The 14,918-nt window shown below is 70.9% G+C and carries 16 protein-coding genes; 11 read left to right on the top strand and 5 right to left on the bottom strand.

Translation table 11 applies throughout. From position 1 onward, the window contains the following. Positions 1-24: 24 nt before the first annotated feature. The 3 genes from ACXJLH_RS13150 (at position 25) to ACXJLH_RS13140 (ending at position 3,550) form a co-directional block, all read left to right on the top strand. Positions 25-1,107 (top strand): DNA topoisomerase IB, encoded by a 1,083-nt coding sequence (locus tag ACXJLH_RS13150; RefSeq protein ID WP_457444537.1) that lies wholly within the window; start codon positions 25-27, stop codon positions 1,105-1,107. A gap of 73 nt (positions 1,108-1,180) precedes the next feature. Further along, positions 1,181-2,353 (top strand): glycosyltransferase family 4 protein, encoded by a 1,173-nt coding sequence (locus ACXJLH_RS13145; RefSeq protein ID WP_457444534.1) that lies wholly within the window; start codon positions 1,181-1,183, stop codon positions 2,351-2,353. Between the two features lie 72 nt (positions 2,354-2,425). Continuing rightward, positions 2,426-3,550, top strand: a complete 1,125-nt coding sequence (locus tag ACXJLH_RS13140; RefSeq protein ID WP_457444532.1) for a zinc-binding metallopeptidase family protein — start codon at positions 2,426-2,428, stop codon at positions 3,548-3,550. Positions 3,551-3,714: 164 nt separating this feature from the next. Here the strand turns inward: ACXJLH_RS13140 and ACXJLH_RS13135 are convergent, their stop codons facing one another. Further along, positions 3,715-4,161: a response regulator gene (locus ACXJLH_RS13135; protein ID WP_056198749.1), complete on the bottom strand. Its 447-nt coding sequence runs from the start codon at positions 4,159-4,161 to the stop codon at positions 3,715-3,717. A gap of 113 nt (positions 4,162-4,274) precedes the next feature. On the opposite strand from ACXJLH_RS13135, the gene ACXJLH_RS13130 reads away from it, so the two are divergent. From ACXJLH_RS13130 to ACXJLH_RS13100, 7 genes are all read left to right on the top strand, one after another. Beyond that, complete coding sequence (locus tag ACXJLH_RS13130; protein ID WP_457444530.1) at positions 4,275-4,790, top strand: hypothetical protein; 516 nt, start codon at positions 4,275-4,277, stop codon at positions 4,788-4,790. Further along, the gene (locus ACXJLH_RS13125; RefSeq protein ID WP_457444528.1) at positions 4,787-5,767 is read left to right on the top strand and encodes an SDR family oxidoreductase; all 981 of its coding nucleotides are present in this window, start codon (positions 4,787-4,789) and stop codon (positions 5,765-5,767) included. The genes ACXJLH_RS13130 and ACXJLH_RS13125 overlap by 4 nt, the downstream gene beginning before the upstream one ends. 106 nt (positions 5,768-5,873) lie before the next feature. Next, entirely contained in the window at positions 5,874-6,143 is a 270-nt protein-coding gene (locus ACXJLH_RS13120) for a GlsB/YeaQ/YmgE family stress response membrane protein (protein ID WP_056198742.1), read from the top strand. 32 nt (positions 6,144-6,175) lie between these two features. Next, entirely contained in the window at positions 6,176-6,568 is a 393-nt protein-coding gene (locus tag ACXJLH_RS13115; RefSeq protein WP_457390181.1) for a DUF883 family protein, read from the top strand. A gap of 7 nt (positions 6,569-6,575) precedes the next feature. Next, complete coding sequence (locus ACXJLH_RS13110) at positions 6,576-6,989, top strand: phage holin family protein (protein WP_457354418.1); 414 nt, start codon at positions 6,576-6,578, stop codon at positions 6,987-6,989. Continuing rightward, the gene (locus ACXJLH_RS13105; protein ID WP_457444526.1) at positions 6,970-7,830 is read left to right on the top strand and encodes a lipocalin family protein; all 861 of its coding nucleotides are present in this window, start codon (positions 6,970-6,972) and stop codon (positions 7,828-7,830) included. Before ACXJLH_RS13110 ends, ACXJLH_RS13105 begins: the two co-directional genes overlap by 20 nt. Positions 7,831-7,905: 75 nt before the next feature. Next, complete coding sequence (locus tag ACXJLH_RS13100) at positions 7,906-8,424, top strand: hypothetical protein (protein ID WP_457444525.1); 519 nt, start codon at positions 7,906-7,908, stop codon at positions 8,422-8,424. A gap of 13 nt (positions 8,425-8,437) precedes the next feature. On the opposite strand, the gene ACXJLH_RS13095 is transcribed toward ACXJLH_RS13100, so the two are convergent. The 4 genes from ACXJLH_RS13095 to ACXJLH_RS13080 form a co-directional block, all read right to left on the bottom strand. Then, positions 8,438-8,890, bottom strand: coding sequence for a PA2169 family four-helix-bundle protein (locus ACXJLH_RS13095; RefSeq protein WP_056198727.1), 453 nt, complete (start codon positions 8,888-8,890; stop codon positions 8,438-8,440). Positions 8,891-9,006: 116 nt separating this feature from the next. Further along, the gene (locus tag ACXJLH_RS13090) at positions 9,007-11,262 is read right to left on the bottom strand and encodes a hybrid sensor histidine kinase/response regulator (protein WP_056198725.1); all 2,256 of its coding nucleotides are present in this window, start codon (positions 11,260-11,262) and stop codon (positions 9,007-9,009) included. Positions 11,263-11,398: 136 nt separating this feature from the next. Further along, complete coding sequence (locus ACXJLH_RS13085) at positions 11,399-12,562, bottom strand: AI-2E family transporter (protein WP_457444522.1); 1,164 nt, start codon at positions 12,560-12,562, stop codon at positions 11,399-11,401. A gap of 62 nt (positions 12,563-12,624) precedes the next feature. Then, the gene (locus tag ACXJLH_RS13080; RefSeq protein ID WP_457390186.1) at positions 12,625-12,942 is read right to left on the bottom strand and encodes a BON domain-containing protein; all 318 of its coding nucleotides are present in this window, start codon (positions 12,940-12,942) and stop codon (positions 12,625-12,627) included. Positions 12,943-13,303: 361 nt separating this feature from the next. Between ACXJLH_RS13080 and rpoN the strand changes: the two genes are divergently transcribed. Further along, positions 13,304-14,812 carry an RNA polymerase factor sigma-54 gene (gene rpoN, locus ACXJLH_RS13075; protein WP_457444520.1) on the top strand — a complete coding sequence of 503 codons (1,509 nt, stop codon included), beginning with the start codon at positions 13,304-13,306 and terminating at the stop codon, positions 14,810-14,812. The last annotated feature ends 106 nt before the right edge of the window (positions 14,813-14,918 follow it).

The following is a 14,918-nucleotide window of genomic DNA, read 5'->3' as shown; positions in this document are numbered from 1 at the left end:
GCACGTCGCCTGCCTGGGCACGACATGCCCAACCCGCCGTCATCCCGGGCCCCGGAGGTTCGCCAGGCGCGCCAGGCCGGCCTGCGCTGGCTCAGCGATACGGGTCCCGGCATCCGCCGCGAGCCGGCGACTTCCGGCGGCTTCCAATACCGGGACGCCTGCGGCCGGCGTGTCCGTGACGACGCCACGCTCGCGCGCATCCGCAAGCTGGCCATTCCACCGGCCTGGCAGCAGGTCTGGATCAGCCCGCATGCCGACAGCCATCTGCAGGCCACCGGCCGCGATGCGCGCGGGCGCAAGCAATATCGTTATCACGCCGACTGGATGGCCGACCGCGGCCAGACCAAGTTCGACGGCCTGCTGCGCTTTGGCGCTGTGCTGCCACGGCTGCGCCGACGCGTGCAGCGCGCGCTGGCGGGGCAGGGCGAGCCCACCCGCGAGCGCGTGCTGGCCACTTTGGTGCGCCTGCTGGACACCACCTGGCTGCGCATCGGCAACAGTGCCTATGCGCGCGAGAACGGCTCCTACGGCCTGTCGACGCTGCGCAACCGCCATGCCGGCGTGCAGGGTGACGCCATCCGGCTGTCCTTTGTCGGCAAGAGCGGCGTGCGCCACTCGGTCAGCGTGAGCGACCGCCGTGTCGCCCGCATCGTGCGCCGCTGCCGCGAGCTGCCCGGCCAGGAGCTGTTCCGCTATCTCGACGAGGGCGGCCAGACCCATGCCGTCGACTCGGCGGACGTCAATGCCTGGCTGGCCGAGGCCGCCGGCCGGCGCGTGACGGCCAAGGACTTTCGCACCTGGCATGGCAGCGTGCTGGCCCTGCAGTTGACGCTGCAGGCCTGTGCCGAAGGCGCCGAGCCCTGCCGGCCGCAGCAACTGCTGGCCGCCGTGGCCAAGCGCCTGGGCAACACCCCAGCGGTTTGCCGCAAGGCTTACATCCACCCGCGCGTGCTGGCTCTGGGCGACGCGCTGAGCGATGAGGCGGCCCGCGCCGCGCTGCGCGCCCAGCCGTGGGCGGCGGCGCCTTCGGCCCGGTCCGGCCTGAGCGCCGCCGAGCGCCAGTTGATGGCCCTGCTGCGCTCCCGGGCGGCCGCTCGGTCGACCTGAGCAGCAAGGGCCAGGAAGGGGCGGGCATTCCACTTGCCATGACGGCGGAATGCAACAGCCGGAGTGAAGCGTCGTGCGCATCGCCTATGTCACCGAGACCTTTCCGCCGGAGATCAACGGCGTGGCCCTGACGGCCGAGCGCGCCCTGCGGCATCTGCGCGACGTCGGGCACGAGGTGCAGCTGATCCGGCCGCGCCAGCCGGGTGAAGCGGCCCGCCGTGACGAGCGGGAATGGCGCTGCGGCGGCGGTCCGATCCCGATGTATCCCGAGCTGCGCTACGGCTTGGCCACGTCGGCGGGGCTGCGCGCGCTGTGGCGCGAATGCGGCGGTCCGCCCGACCTCGTGCATGTGACGACACCCGGCCCGCTGGGCTGGGCCGCGCTGCGCGCTGCGCACGCCGAGGGCGTTCCCCGCAGCGCCGACTTCCGCACCAACTTCCACGCCTATTGCGGCCACTACGGCCTGGGCTGGCTGGAGACCGTCGTGCTGGGCTATCTGAAGCGCCTGCATGGCATGGCCGACCTCAACTTCGTGCCGACCGCGGAGCTGCAGCGTGAACTCGCCGCCCACGGCTTCGAGCGCCTGCGGCTGCTCGGCCGGGGCGTCGACGCCAAGCTGTTCTCGCCTGATCGCCGCGACCTGCGGTTGCGCCGCGAATGGCGCATCGGCAACGATCATCGCGTCATGCTCTATGTCGGCCGGCTGGCACCGGAGAAGAACGCGAGCCTGGCGTTGCAGACCTTCGAGCGCCTGAGCGCCCGCCGTCCGGGGCTGCGCATGGTGGTGGTCGGCGACGGCCCGCTGCGCGCGAAGCTCGAGCGCACCCACTCGACGGCGCGCTTCGTCGGCATGCAGACGGGCCTCGCGCTGGCCCGCCACTACGCCAGCGCCGACGTCTTCCTCTTTCCCAGCCAGACCGAGACCTTCGGCAACGTGACGCTGGAAGCCCTGGCCAGCGGCCTGGCCGTCGCCGCGTTCGACACCGGCGCCGCCGCCCAGCATGTGCGCGACGGTGTCAGTGGCTGCCTGGCACCGGTCTGCCAGGGCCTGGACGCCGCCGATGCCTTCCTGGATGCGGCCACCCGCGCCCTGGATGCCTCCGCGCCCGACGGCCTGCTGCGCATGGAAGCGCGGCTGGACGCCCTCCAGGCCGACTGGGGCAGCGTGCAGCGCCGCTTCGAGCAGCAGCTGCTGCAACTGGCTGCGGCCGCCCGGACCGTGCCGCGCTATGCCGCCCTGGCTTGATGCCGATCGCCTGCGCAGCGCCGAGCTGGACCTGCGCGTAACGGCTGGCCTGATGCTGTGCTGGAGCGCCTGGTGAGCTCCGTTGCTGCCACGCGGCACGCCGTGCCATCGCCGACGACGCCGCGGGCGTTCAGCTGCGCCTGCGGCCGGCCGGTGTTCTTCCGCAACAGCGAATGCCTGGCCTGCCACCGGCCACTGGGTTATGCCCCCGCTCGGGGCCAGTTGCTGGCGCTGGAGGCCGCACCCACACGCTCAGGCCGCGGCGGCTGGCGCGAGGCTGGCGTGCCGGCACGCCGCGCGCCCCGCTACGCGCGCTGCGCCAACCTGGACAGCGCGGCCGCGTGCAACTGGCTGCTGGACGTCACGGAAGTGATGGCCGGCTTGACGCTGTGCCGCTGTTGCCGGCTGACGCGTACCGTGCCTGACCTGTCCCAGCCCGAAGCCGGCCTTTGGTGGGGGCGCATCGAAGCGGCCAAGCGCCGCCTGGTGTCATCGTTGATCGGCCTGGGCCTGCCGGTGCTGTCGCGCGCCGAGGATGCCGAGCACGGCCTGGCCTTTGACCTGCTGCTGGCGCCCCCCGAAGGCCCGGCCGTCATCACCGGCCATGCCGATGGCGTCATCACGCTGGACGTGTCCGAGGCCGACGACGCGCGCCGCGAGGCCCGGCGCCATCAGCTCGGCGAGCCCTACCGCACGCTGCTGGGCCATCTGCGCCACGAGACCGGCCACTACTACTGGCAGCGCCTCGTCGAGCCGACGGACTGGCTGCCCGTCTGGCGCGAACTCTTCGGCGACGAGCGCGAGGACTATGGCCAGGCGCTCCAGCGCCACTACGCCAACGGCGCGCCCCCCGACTGGGGCCAGCGTTTCGTCAGCGCCTACGCCAGCGCCCACCCCTGGGAGGATTGTGCCGAGACCTGGGCGCACTACCTGCACCTGGTCGACACGCTGGACACGGCCCGCAGCTTCGGCCTGGATGGCGAGCGCGTGGAGTTGAACTACGAGCGCTTCGACGCCAACCTGGTGGCGGATGCCGGTTTTCTGCAGCTCATCAACAGCTGGATGGAACTGACCGGCGTGCTCAACGAGCTGTCACGCAGCATGGGCGTGGCCGACTTCTATCCCTTCGTGCTGTCGGCGCAGGCGGTGCGCAAGCTGCACCTGGTGCACCGCGTCGTGCAAGGTGCTCGGTCATGAGGTTGGGCCGCCCACTGCTGTGCGCATTTTTCGCGCCCGGGCAGCGGTCTCGGCGCGGGGCCGCTGCCAGGCCTTAGTTGCGGCCGCGGCGCGGAGCTCGCGTGCCGTCCGCGGGCCGTGAAGACGGTTGCGTCATGCGGGCATGGCAGTGCCCGCAGCAGCTCTCAGCGCCAGTGCGGCGCCAGTGCGACCGGTGCCGGCCGGGTGTGCAGCTCAGGCAACTGCGGCGGCGGCGAGGGATGGGTACCCACCCGCGCATCCAGGCGAGCCAGCACCTCGTCGACATTCAGCGGCTTGGGCCACAGTTCGCAGAAACCCCAATCCTCGACCGGGAAGTTGACGTCGGCCGTCACGGCCACGGCCGGCACCGACTCGCAGCCAGGCAACGCCCGCAGCAGGCCGAGCAACCGGCTGCCGTGGCAATCGGGCAGGCCCAGGTCGAGCAGCAGCAGGGCGGGGTGCAGGCCGGCCGCCATGCAAAGCGCCTCTTCGCCCGTGGTGGCGACGAGGAGCTCCAGCTGAGGCCGTCTTTCCAGAATCGCGGCCATCAACAGCGCATTGACCGGGTGGTCCTCGACATAGAGAACGGGTCGGCGGGCTGGGCTGGGCATGGGTCCTCCGGAATGAAAGCTCAGGCCTGGTGGCAATCCGCGTGCCCGGCGCCGCGATGCAAGCCGGGCACCGCCCTTGCCACTGACGGGCTCTCGCCAACCAGGGCCCATCTATGTCCACTTCCGCCGCCACCACCGACGCGCCGCGCAGCTTCGGCGTCTTCAAGCCGGTCGGCCACGTCGTCATTTCATTCCCCGAGGCGGGCCAAGCCGCCCGCGCCGGCCAGGCCATGGCCGGTTTCGGCCTGCCTGACGGCGCGGTGCGCCACTACAGCGACCAGGAGATGCTCAGGCAGATCGACGAGGACATCGCCCACGCCAGCCCGCTCGCCTCGGTGGGACAGGAGATGAATCTCGTGCTCGCCCACCGCGCGCTCGCCGCCAAGGGCTACCACTGGCTGGTTGTCCGTGTCGCCAATGACGACCAGGCCATCCAGGTAGCCCGGGCCGCCCAGGGCTGCGGCGCCGAGCGTGCCCAGCACTATGGCCACTTCATCATCGAAGAGCTCATCGAGCGGCCCGGCAACATCGCCCAGGTCGCCGAATCGCCCGACCGCGGCCTGGATGCGCAGACGCCCTCGGGCAAGGAAACCGAAGCGGCCCAGTTGAAGAAGAAGGACCCACGATGACGACAGTCGACAAGACCCTCCAGACCCAGCGCGCCATCCAGAAGCGCCAGGACCAGGCCGATGCCGGGCAAGCCAAGCACGGCAAGAAGGAAGAAGAGAGCGGCGCCATGCAGGCTGGCGCCCGCAAGCAGCCCGAAACCCTGCCCGCCCAGCATCTGCAAAAGCCCGGCCGCGAGGCCGACCTCGAACTCGCGCCGCGCTTCCTGGCACCCGACTACCGCGGCAGCGGCAAGCTGCAGGACTTCGTCGCCCTCATCACGGGCGCCGACTCCGGCATCGGCCGCGCCGTGGCGGTGCTGTTCGCGCGCGAGGGCGCCGACGTGGCCGTGGCCTACCACTCCTCCACTGAGGACGCCGAGGAGACCCGCCGCTGCATCGAGGCCGAAGGCCGCCAATGCCTGCTGCTGCAGGGCGACGTGAAGGACAGCCGCTGGTGTGAGGACGCCGTCGACCAGGTCATGGAGCGCTTCGGCAAGATCGACGTGCTCGTCAACAACGCCGCCTTTCAGGAGCACGCCTCCTCGCTGGAGGATCTCGACGACGAACGCATCATGGAGACGCTGGACACCAACATCGGTGGCTATCTGCGCATGGCCCGCGCGGTGCTGCCGCATCTGAAGGCAGGCGGCTCCATCATCAACACCGGCTCGACGACCGGCCTGCGGGGCAGCGCCAAGCTCATCGACTACTCGGCCACCAAGGGCGCCATCCATGCGCTGACCAAGTCGCTGGCCAGCAACCTCATCGAGCGCGGCATCCGCGTCAATGCCGTCGCGCCGGGGCCGGTGTGGACGCCACTGAATCCGGCCGATTCGCCCGCCGACAAGGTGGCCGAGTTCGGCAAGCAGACCGACCTGAAGCGCGCCGCCCAGCCGGAAGAGCTGTCGCCGGCCTATGTCTTCCTCGCCGCGCCAGTGTGTGCTGGCTACATCACCGGCATCGTGCTGCCCGTGACCGGCAGCGTCGGCGCCATCTGAGCACGCGGCTGGCAAGCCCTGCTGCAAGTTCTTCCACCGCGCGCAACGCGCGAGCGGCACCCCGTTTGCCTGATGCCGGTGACTTCACCTCGACCAGGAGCACATCATGAATCTGATTGTCTGGCTCATCTCCGGGGGCATCATCGGCTGGATTGCCAGCCTGCTGATGCGCACCGACGGCGAACAGGGCGTCATCCTCAATGTCCTGGTCGGCATCGTCGGCGCAGCCATTGGCGGCTGGCTGATCTCGCCCATGGTCGGCATCCCGAGCATCAATCAAGACGCTCTCAGCCTGGGTGCTCTCGTCGTGTCCCTGCTGGGCGCGGTCGTGCTGCTGGCGATCGTCAACCTGATCCGCCGCGGCACCCTGCGCTGAACCGTCACCCGCTTTCCAACCCTAGGACCACCATGGCCACCACCACTGCCAATACGCCCTTCCCGACCTCGTCGGTCTCGCCCGCCACGCCCGCGCCTGCCGCAGCCGTCGTCAACGACACGGCCGCCAAGGCCGGTGAGGCCATCGACAAAGGCGCAGCCGTCGGTCACGACGTGCTGAACCGCGTTGTGCAAGGTGCGCACAGCGCCATCGACCGCGTGGCCGAGACGGCCGCCCCCGCCGTGCAGCGTTTGCAGGACGGCGTGCAGGCCGCTAGCGAATCGCTGAGCCAGCGCGCCAGCGATGCGCGCGACCTGGGCGATGAATGGGCCGAGAGCCTGCGCAGCACCGTGCGCGAGCATCCGCTGGCCGCCATCGCGACGGCCCTGGCCGTCGGCGTGCTGGTTGCCCGGCTCGCCCGCTGAGGCGGCCTTGGCCGACTCACCGCAAGACCAGCCCGCCCCACTGCTGGAGCAACTGCAGTCGCTGTGGCGCGAGTTGCCTGGCCTGGTCAGCGACCGGGTCGAGCTGCTGTCGCTGGAGCTGCAACGCGCGGTCCAGGCGCTGGCCCAGATCGTTGCACTGATGGTGGCCGTGGCCATCCTCGGTGTGACGGCCTGGCTGGTGCTGTGGGCCGGCGTCATCCGCCTGCTGGTCGCGGCCGGGCTGCCGCTGGAGGTGGCCCTGCTGCTGGCCATCGCCGTCAACGGGCTGGCCATCGTGCTGGCGCTGCAACGCGTGCGCAGCCTGTTGCCCAGGTTGCGCCTGCCCGCAACGCGGCGCCACCTGATGCTGGCTCCCGACCCGCAACCCAATGAGGCCAGCGATGAACGCGCCGCTGCCTGAACCCGATATCGATGCCCGCATCCTGGATGTCGAGCACCGGCTGATGGCGCGCGAGGCCAGGCTGCACGCGGGTGTCGAAGGTCTCACGGGCCAGCTGCGCCACCGCTTGCAACCCAGGAAGCTGCTGCTGCCGGTGGGTGGCGCGCTGCTCGCCGTTGCGGCGCTGCTGGCGTTGCGCCGGCGCCCTCACGCCGAGCCCGCAACGCCGCGCCCCGCCAGCGCGCTGCGGAACATTCCCTGGCTGCGCCTGCTTGGCCTGGCCTGGCCGTTGCTGCCCGAGCGCTGGCGCGGCCGCGTCAGCCCCGCTGCGGCGAGCAGCTTCGTGACGCTGGGGCTGCCGCTGGTCGAGACCTTGCTCGGCACGCATCGGGCCGAGCCACTGGCCACCGTTGCCGAGGTCGACCTGGCGCAGCTCAGCGGCCGCTGGTTCGTGGTCGGTGAATTGAAGGCGCACGGTGCGCCGGCGTTGCAGCCGCCGGAGTTCGGCCTGCTGCCGCGCGACGACGGGCGGCTGGATCTGCTGGAACGCCGGGTCGACGGCAATGGCACCCACGGCAGCGAGGCCTTGGTGGAGCCGGTGCCGGGCGGCCACGGCGCCCGGCTCAGGATCAGCCACTGGCCCGAGGCGTTGCGCTGGCTGCCGCTGGCCTGGCTCGAGCATGGCGTGCTGCATGTCGATCCGACTTATGACGAGGCGCTGATTGGCAGCACCGGGCGGGACGCGCTGTGGTTGCTGTCACGCCGACCGACGCTGGCCGCGGAGCGCCGCCAAACGCTGGTGCAGCTCGCGCGGGATCGCGGCTTCGCGGTGGAAAAGCTGCGCTTTTACGACGCTGGCTGATCCGCGGGCACGGCGGCACACGCCTTGCCTGCGATGGGTGCGGGGCCGTCCCGCGTTTCACAGCCGGAGGTTTTCATGGCACGCAGCAGCCTGCTAGGTATCGATTCCGCCGCGGCCGAGCCCGCCGGCCGTGACAAGGCGAGCCTGGGGCCCAGCGACAGCTCGGACAGCGGCAGCGACGTGGCGGGCATGGACGGTGAAGACGACGGCACCGACCCCGGCCTGCCCGTCGACGTGGCCCTGCGCGACGACCAGGTGGCGCCCTTGCCGCTGGGCGAATCGCTGCCGTCCAGCGAAGGCGAGACGGGGGTGCGCGACGGCGCCGACATCGGCGTGGACCGCGTCTTCACGCCGGGCGAAGCCGATGACGCTGAAGCGTTGCTCACGGCCATCGACGAAGCGCCGCAAAGCGAAGACGACGAGGACGATGAAGATGAAGAGGAGGAGCAGGAGCAGGAGGGTGAGGCCAGCCTGGTCAACACCCCTGCCAAGCCTCGCCAGCGCGCCACCAAGGCCGCGCCGACGCAAACCGACAGCGAGGAGCGGCCCGGCGATGCCGATGCCGAATCCTCGCACCGCCCCGGCCGAAGCTAGGGCGGCTGCACGCTCAGACGGCGGCGCGAGCCTGGTCGCGTAGCGTGCGCACCTGCAGGTGGTTGCGCTTCACGCCTTCGTACTGGCGCTCCACGACCATGCGCACATCGGGCGGCAGGGCCTCTTCCAGCGCCTTGCGATAGGCGCTCATCGCGCTGTCCTCACCGCGCTCGGTCTCCTCGAGGATGGCCTTGTCGGTGTAGCCGGCCAGCGTGCCCTTCACGGCCACCCAGCCGCGGTGCATTGCACCGGCGGCGGTACCGCTGTCCTCGGCCTTGCCGCCCAGGCGCACGACCTGCGACTGCAGTTCGGTGGCAGCCTGGCGGCACTCCTCGGCGCGGCGCTCGAAGGACTGCTTGATTGCCGGGTCCTTCAGGTATTCCGCCGAGGCGTGGAAACCGTATTCACCGTCCTTGCAGGTTTCGATCAGGTCGTTCAGTGTGTCGATGATGTCGTCGTTGCTCATGGCAGATCCTTTCAGGGTTCGATGAAGACGCGCCGGCCGTCCGCAGGCATACCGTGCGTCCAGCCCTGGCATCGGCATTTGGCATGCCCGCGCCTGCCGCGGTGGCTGAGTTGTCGTTACGGCGTGTGGCCGGCCGTGGGCGGCGGGTGGGCGATGCGTGCCGCCGCGAGGGCCGCCTGCAGCGCGGCCAGCAGCTCGGCTGGCGCGCAGGGCTTGTGCAGGGTGATGAACTCGCCTTCGCCAATGGCCGAGTTGTTGAAGCCGGTGATCAGCACCACCGGCAGGCGCGGGCGGTGCTCGCGCAGCCGGCGCGCCAGCGCGACCCCGTCCATGGCGCCGGGCATGACGACGTCGCTCAGCACCACATCCGCCCCGGCCCCGTCGTCCAGCAGGCGCAGGGCGGCGCCCACCTCGGCGGCGCGCAACACGCGGGCACCATGGGCCATCAGCAGTGCCGCCGTCACGTCACCCAGGGCCTCGTCATCCTCGACCAGCAGCACCGTGGCGCCGGCAATGCTCTGCGGGGCCGTGTCGGCAAAGGCCGGCATCTGGTTGTCCTGGGCGTTGCTCGCCACCGGCAGCAGCAGCGACACCGTGGTGCCCACGCCCGGCGTGCTGGCCAGGCGCGCGGTGCCGCCGGCCTGGGTCGCGAAACCATGGACCTGGCTCAGCCCCAGGCCGCTGCCCTGACCCACCCCCTTGGTCGTGAAGAAGGGCTCGAAGGCATGCTCGACCAGGGACGGATCCAGCCCCATGCCGTCGTCCCCCACGGTCAGCAGCACATAGTCCCCCGGCGGCAGGCCTTCCTTGTCGTGCGCCTCGGCATTGCTGGCCCGCAGCCGCAGCTCGCCGCCCGTCGGCATCGCGTCGTGGGCATTCAACGCCAGGTTGACGAGAGCGAGATCCAGCTCGTTGGCGTCCACCCGCACCGGCCAGACGTTGGCCGCCACCTGCACCTGGATCTCGATGCGCCGCCCGAGCACGCTGCGCATCAGCTCCTGCACCTCGGGCAGGTAGCGGGCCAGCGACAGGGTCTGCACCCGCACCGGCCGGCGGCCGGAAAAGCGCAGCAGATGCTGGGTCAGCGCGCTGCCCTTGTCGACCGAGCGCTGCGTGGCGCGCAGCGGCCCCTGCAGCTCGGCGGCGCTGGGGTGGCGCTGCATCAGGTGCATGCTGTTGCTGATGACGCCCAGCAGGTTGTTGAACTCGTGCGCCACGCCGCCGGTGAGCCGGCCCAGGGCGACGACGCGCTGGCTCTGGGCGCCCCGCTGCTCGACATGGCGCGTGCGCTCCACGGCCTGGGCCACGCTGAGTTCCAGCTCGGCGCGGCTGGTCTCCATGTCGCGCGCCGCGCTGGCCAGGGCCTCGGCCACCTCGTCGCACTCGGCCATGCCGGTCGGGGCGGCCTGCACCGGCCGGCCGGCCTGCAGGTCCTGGGCGAGGCGCTTGAGAGCGCCTATCGGCCGCTCGATGCGGCGGGACACCCAGATGGCGCCGGCCATGGCCAGGGCCAGCAGTGCCAGCGCGCCCACCGCCACGCGTTGCACGGCCTGGGGCACGCGGCCGGCGAATTCCTCGCGCGGCATGGCGCTGACATAACTCCAGCCGAGGGCCGAGGTGCTGAAGTAGCCGGCCGTGGCGCGGCCGTCCAGCGAGATCGATTCGAAGCCGCCTTCGCGCGCCGCCGCCATGCGCTGACGCAGGTCGGCGCGGCCCTCGCGGCCGACATAGGCCGCGCCGCCGGGCAGCCGGGCCACGAGGCGGCCGCTGCTGTCCATGACCGCGCCTATCCAGCCCGGGTGCGGCGACTGCGCCTGCAGGACGCGCTGCAGCTCCGAGGGCCGCACCGTGACGACCAGGTTGTAGACCAGGCGGCCGTCGCGGGTCACCGGCTCCACCCAGGCGGCATGCGGCTCCGGGGGCACGCCCGTGGGAGTGGGCGCAACGGGTTGCAGCGGCAGCATGACGGGGGTGGCACTCAGCGCCTCAGGCGCGCTGGATTCGGCGCTGGCGCCGTCGCCCGGCCGGGTGCTCAGCAGCAGCTTGCCCGGTGCCCTCAGCTCAACCCAGCCGCTCAGCCCCTGCATGGCTCGCCGGGCCAGGCGCTCGAAGGCCAGGCGGCTCTCCTCGCGCAGCGGCCCGGGGCCGTCCAGCGCGGGTGACTGCGCCAGCACCTGGGCGATGGCCGCGCGGCGCGACAGCTCGCCGTCGACCAGCAGGGACAGCGCGCGGGTCGTGTCGCGCAGCGTGCGCTCATGCGCGTCGCGTTCGGTCTCGTAGATGCTGGCAATGAGCCAGGCGACGCCCAGCATGCCGGGCAGCAGCACCGACAGCACGAGCAACAGCAAGCGGGAACGAATGGTGACCGGCATGGCGGGTCCAGGTGCGGCAGGCGTGAGCGGATTGCACGGACGCAACCATAGCGCTGTGGCCCGCCCCGGCCACGAAGAAGTATCAGGCCGCCTTGGCAATTGGCGTGCCCGACTGCATGCGGCTGAGCCACCGCCCCTAGGTGTAGTGCTTGCGTGAGCGGGATTTCGATGGCGGCCCGCGCAGCAGCGAGCCCAGCGACGGCGACGGTGCGTGCCGGTCGCCCTCCAGGAAGCGCCGCAGCAGCGCCAGGCCCCGCCGGCGCTGGCACACGCTGCGCAGCCCGATCAGCAGCGGCACGGCGATGAGGGCGCCGACGATGCCCCACAGCCAACCCCAGAACAGCACCGACAGGAAGACCGACACGGTGCTCAGCGACAGCCGGCGCCCGACGATGACCGGGCTGACGATGTTGCTTTCCACCGCATGGATGGCCATGAAGGACAGCGTGGGGCCGAAGATTTCCGGCCCGGTCTCGAAGGTCGCGATGCCGGCGAGCAGCAGCAGCACCATCAGCGCCATCGGGCCGAGGTAGGGAATGAAGCACAGCAGCGCGGCGATGCAGCCCCACAGCGTCGGGTTGGGCAGGCCCAGCAGCCATAGCACCAGGGCCAGGATGACGCCCACGACCGCGTTGATGATGCCAACGGCGGCGAGGTAGTGGCTGATGTCGCGCTGGGCTGCGCGCACGCCACCCAGCAGCAGCGCGCGGGTGCGCCGGCGCGGCAAGGCCTCGATGCTGCGGGACAGCAACCATTGCTCGGAAGCGAGCAGGAAATAGGTCAGGATGACCGTGGCCGCGGCTGCCAGCAGGAAGGACAGGCCCCGTGTCAGCACCAGGCCGGTCAAGGCCACGCCTTCGGTAGCCAACCTTTCCTTCAAAGGGTCCGATGCTGGTGTCGCCGCCACCCGGCCGAGCCGCGTGGCGGGCTGCGGCGGGCTCAAGCCCGGAATGGCGGCCCGCAGCTTCTCCAACTGCTCCAGCAGCTGGGCGACGGTGGTGGGCGCGGCCTGCCACCAACTGGCGGCCGGGCGCGCCAGGCTGCTGGCCACGGACACGGTGGACAGCAGCAGCGCCAGCACCAGCAGCAGGGCGCCGATGGAGGGCGGCACGCCGCGGCCGTGGAGCCAGCGCACGGCAGGCGCCAGCGCGAAGGTCAGCATGACGGCGATCAGCACCGGCGCCAGCAGCGGCCGGGCCTCGCGCACGGCGAAAACCAGGGCGACAAAAAAAATGCCGCGCAAAGCCCAGGCGCTGCGCGGCGGTTGGGACGGCTCGAGTCGCGGATCGGGCGCCGTCATGGGGTCCCCGACCTAGTGTGGAGTCACCCTGGCGGCCGCCGTGGCTGGGGTCTGCATGGCGCTCACTTCTCCGGCGGGCGCACGATGATGTTGTTGCGCACTTCCTTCACGTCGGGCGTGCTGCGGGCGAGCTGGCCGGCGCGATCTTTCTCGGCCTGCGAAGTGGCGAAGCCGGCGAGCTGCACGGTGCCCTTGAGTGCCTCGACCTGGATGCGCATGGCGCTGACCTGGCTGTCTTCGGCGAAGCGCGCCTTCACGCGGGTCGCGACGGTGGCATCGTCGACATACTGGCCCACGGTGCTCTGGCCGCTGGTGACCGCGCAGCCGCCGGTGCCGAGGGTGGCCAGCGCGACCATCGAGACGATGAGGATCTTCTTCATGCGTTCTCCTATTGCGAGGGATCTCGCGCCCGGCCAAGGGCAAGGGCTGTGCCTGCGCGGGGTTGAAAGGCGAAAAGGGCTGCAGCGGCCGGCGTCGAACATGCCGTATCAGGCGGCACGCTTTGCCGAAATTGCCCGTTCGGGGAGGCCGCCCCGGTAAATCTTGCAGCGGCGCGGCGCCGTGGGCGGGGCGTTCCATGGGCTTCACGCTTGCCATGCGCCGCTATTCCCTGGGGGCGGAGCCAAACTGTTTCGGGATGCGACAAGCAATGCTCGCCGGCACGGAGGTTGCATTGACTGAAGTTCCCGCGCGCCGTCCACGCACGGCGCGGCAAAAGCGACGTTGCCAACAGGAGCACCCGTGCCCTCCATGGACCTCCGTGCCGACCACCGGCAGACCCAGACCCTGTCCCCCCGACTCCAGCATGCAGTGCGTCTGCTGCAGATGTCCTCGCTCGACTTTGCTGCGATGCTCAGAGACACCCTGGGCCGCAACCCTTTCCTCGAGGCCGAGGAGGGCGAGGCCGGTGACGGGGAGGGCAGCACGGCGCTGCCGCTGGCTACCGGCGCCGAGGCCGGCCCGATGGAGCAACCGTCGGCCCTTTCCAGCCTGATGGAGGAGGGTGTTTCGGCCGATGCCGGCACCGAGCTGCCCGCTGCGGCCAACGATCCCGACACCAGCGGCGGGCCCGAGGATGGCAGTGACCGGGACCTGTGGGCGACCGACAGTGCCGGGCAGCGCCGCGCCGAGGACGGCGAACTCAGTGCGCTCGACATGATGGCCGTCGAAACCTCGCTGGCGACGCATCTGCACGGACAACTGAACGTGCTGCCGCTGTCCGATCGCGACCTTGCGCTGGCGCGCACCATCGTCGAGTCGTTGGACGATGACGGCTATCTGCGCACGCCGCTGGAGGAGCTGATCGACGTCACCGGCCTGGAGCCGGCACCCGAGTTGCAGGAGATGCAGTTCGCGCTGAGGCTTGTGCAGTCGCTGGACCCGGCGGGCGTGGCGGCGCGCGACGTCGGCGAGTGCCTGCTGCTGCAGCTGCCCGGCATCGACTGCGCCGACACGCGGGCCCTGGCCCAGGACATCGTCACCAACCACCTGCCGGCGCTCGCGGCGCGCGACGTGGCTTCGCTGGCGCGCCAGTTGGGCGAGTCGCCGGCGTGCGTCGAGGCGGTCTGCGACCGCATCCGCCGCCTGGACCCGCGGCCGGGCTGGCGCTTCGGCTCCACGCAGGTGCCGTATGTCGTGCCCGACGTGATCGTGAAGAAGGTGCGCGGCCATTGGACCGTGCAGCTCAACCCGGCCATCGTGCCCCGCGTCAGGCTGAACCAGGTCTATGCCCAGCTCTTCCAGCGCCACCGCACGGCGGCCAACGCCGAGCTCGGTGCCCACCTGCAGGAGGCGCGCTGGACGCTGCGCAATGTCGAGCAGCGCTTCTCGACCATCCTGGACGTGGCCGAGGCCATCGTCAGGCGCCAGCACAACTTCCTGGACTACGGTGCCATGGCGATGAAGCCGCTGGGCCTGCGCGAGATCGCTGAGGAAGTGGGCATCCACGAAAGCACCGTCTCGCGTGTGACCAACAATAAATACATGGCCACGCCGGTGGGCGTGCTGGAGCTGAAGTACTTCTTCAGCCGCGCCATGATCAGTGCCAATGGCAGCGCCTGCTCCGGCACGGCGATCCGCGGCCTCATCAAGGACATCATCGAGGCCGAGAGCCCGGATGCGCCGCTGTCGGATGCCGAGATCACGCGTCAACTGGCCCAGCAGGGCCTGGTGGTGGCGCGGCGCACCGTCACCAAGTACCGCCAGATGCTGAAGATCGAGGCGGTGGACCGCCGTCGACGTGTGGCTTGACACGCCCCTCGTCCGGTCTCGCCCTGCTGAACTCGGGCGTGCCCAGCCGGTCCCCCAAGGGGACGGCGATGCGTGCCGGGTTGACCGGCGCGCACATCGCCTAAGC

The sequence above is a fragment of the Roseateles sp. P5_E4 genome (assembly GCF_054049255.1).
Note: the sequence above shows the minus strand (reverse complement) of the source record. Positions and strands in the feature narration are given on the sequence as shown.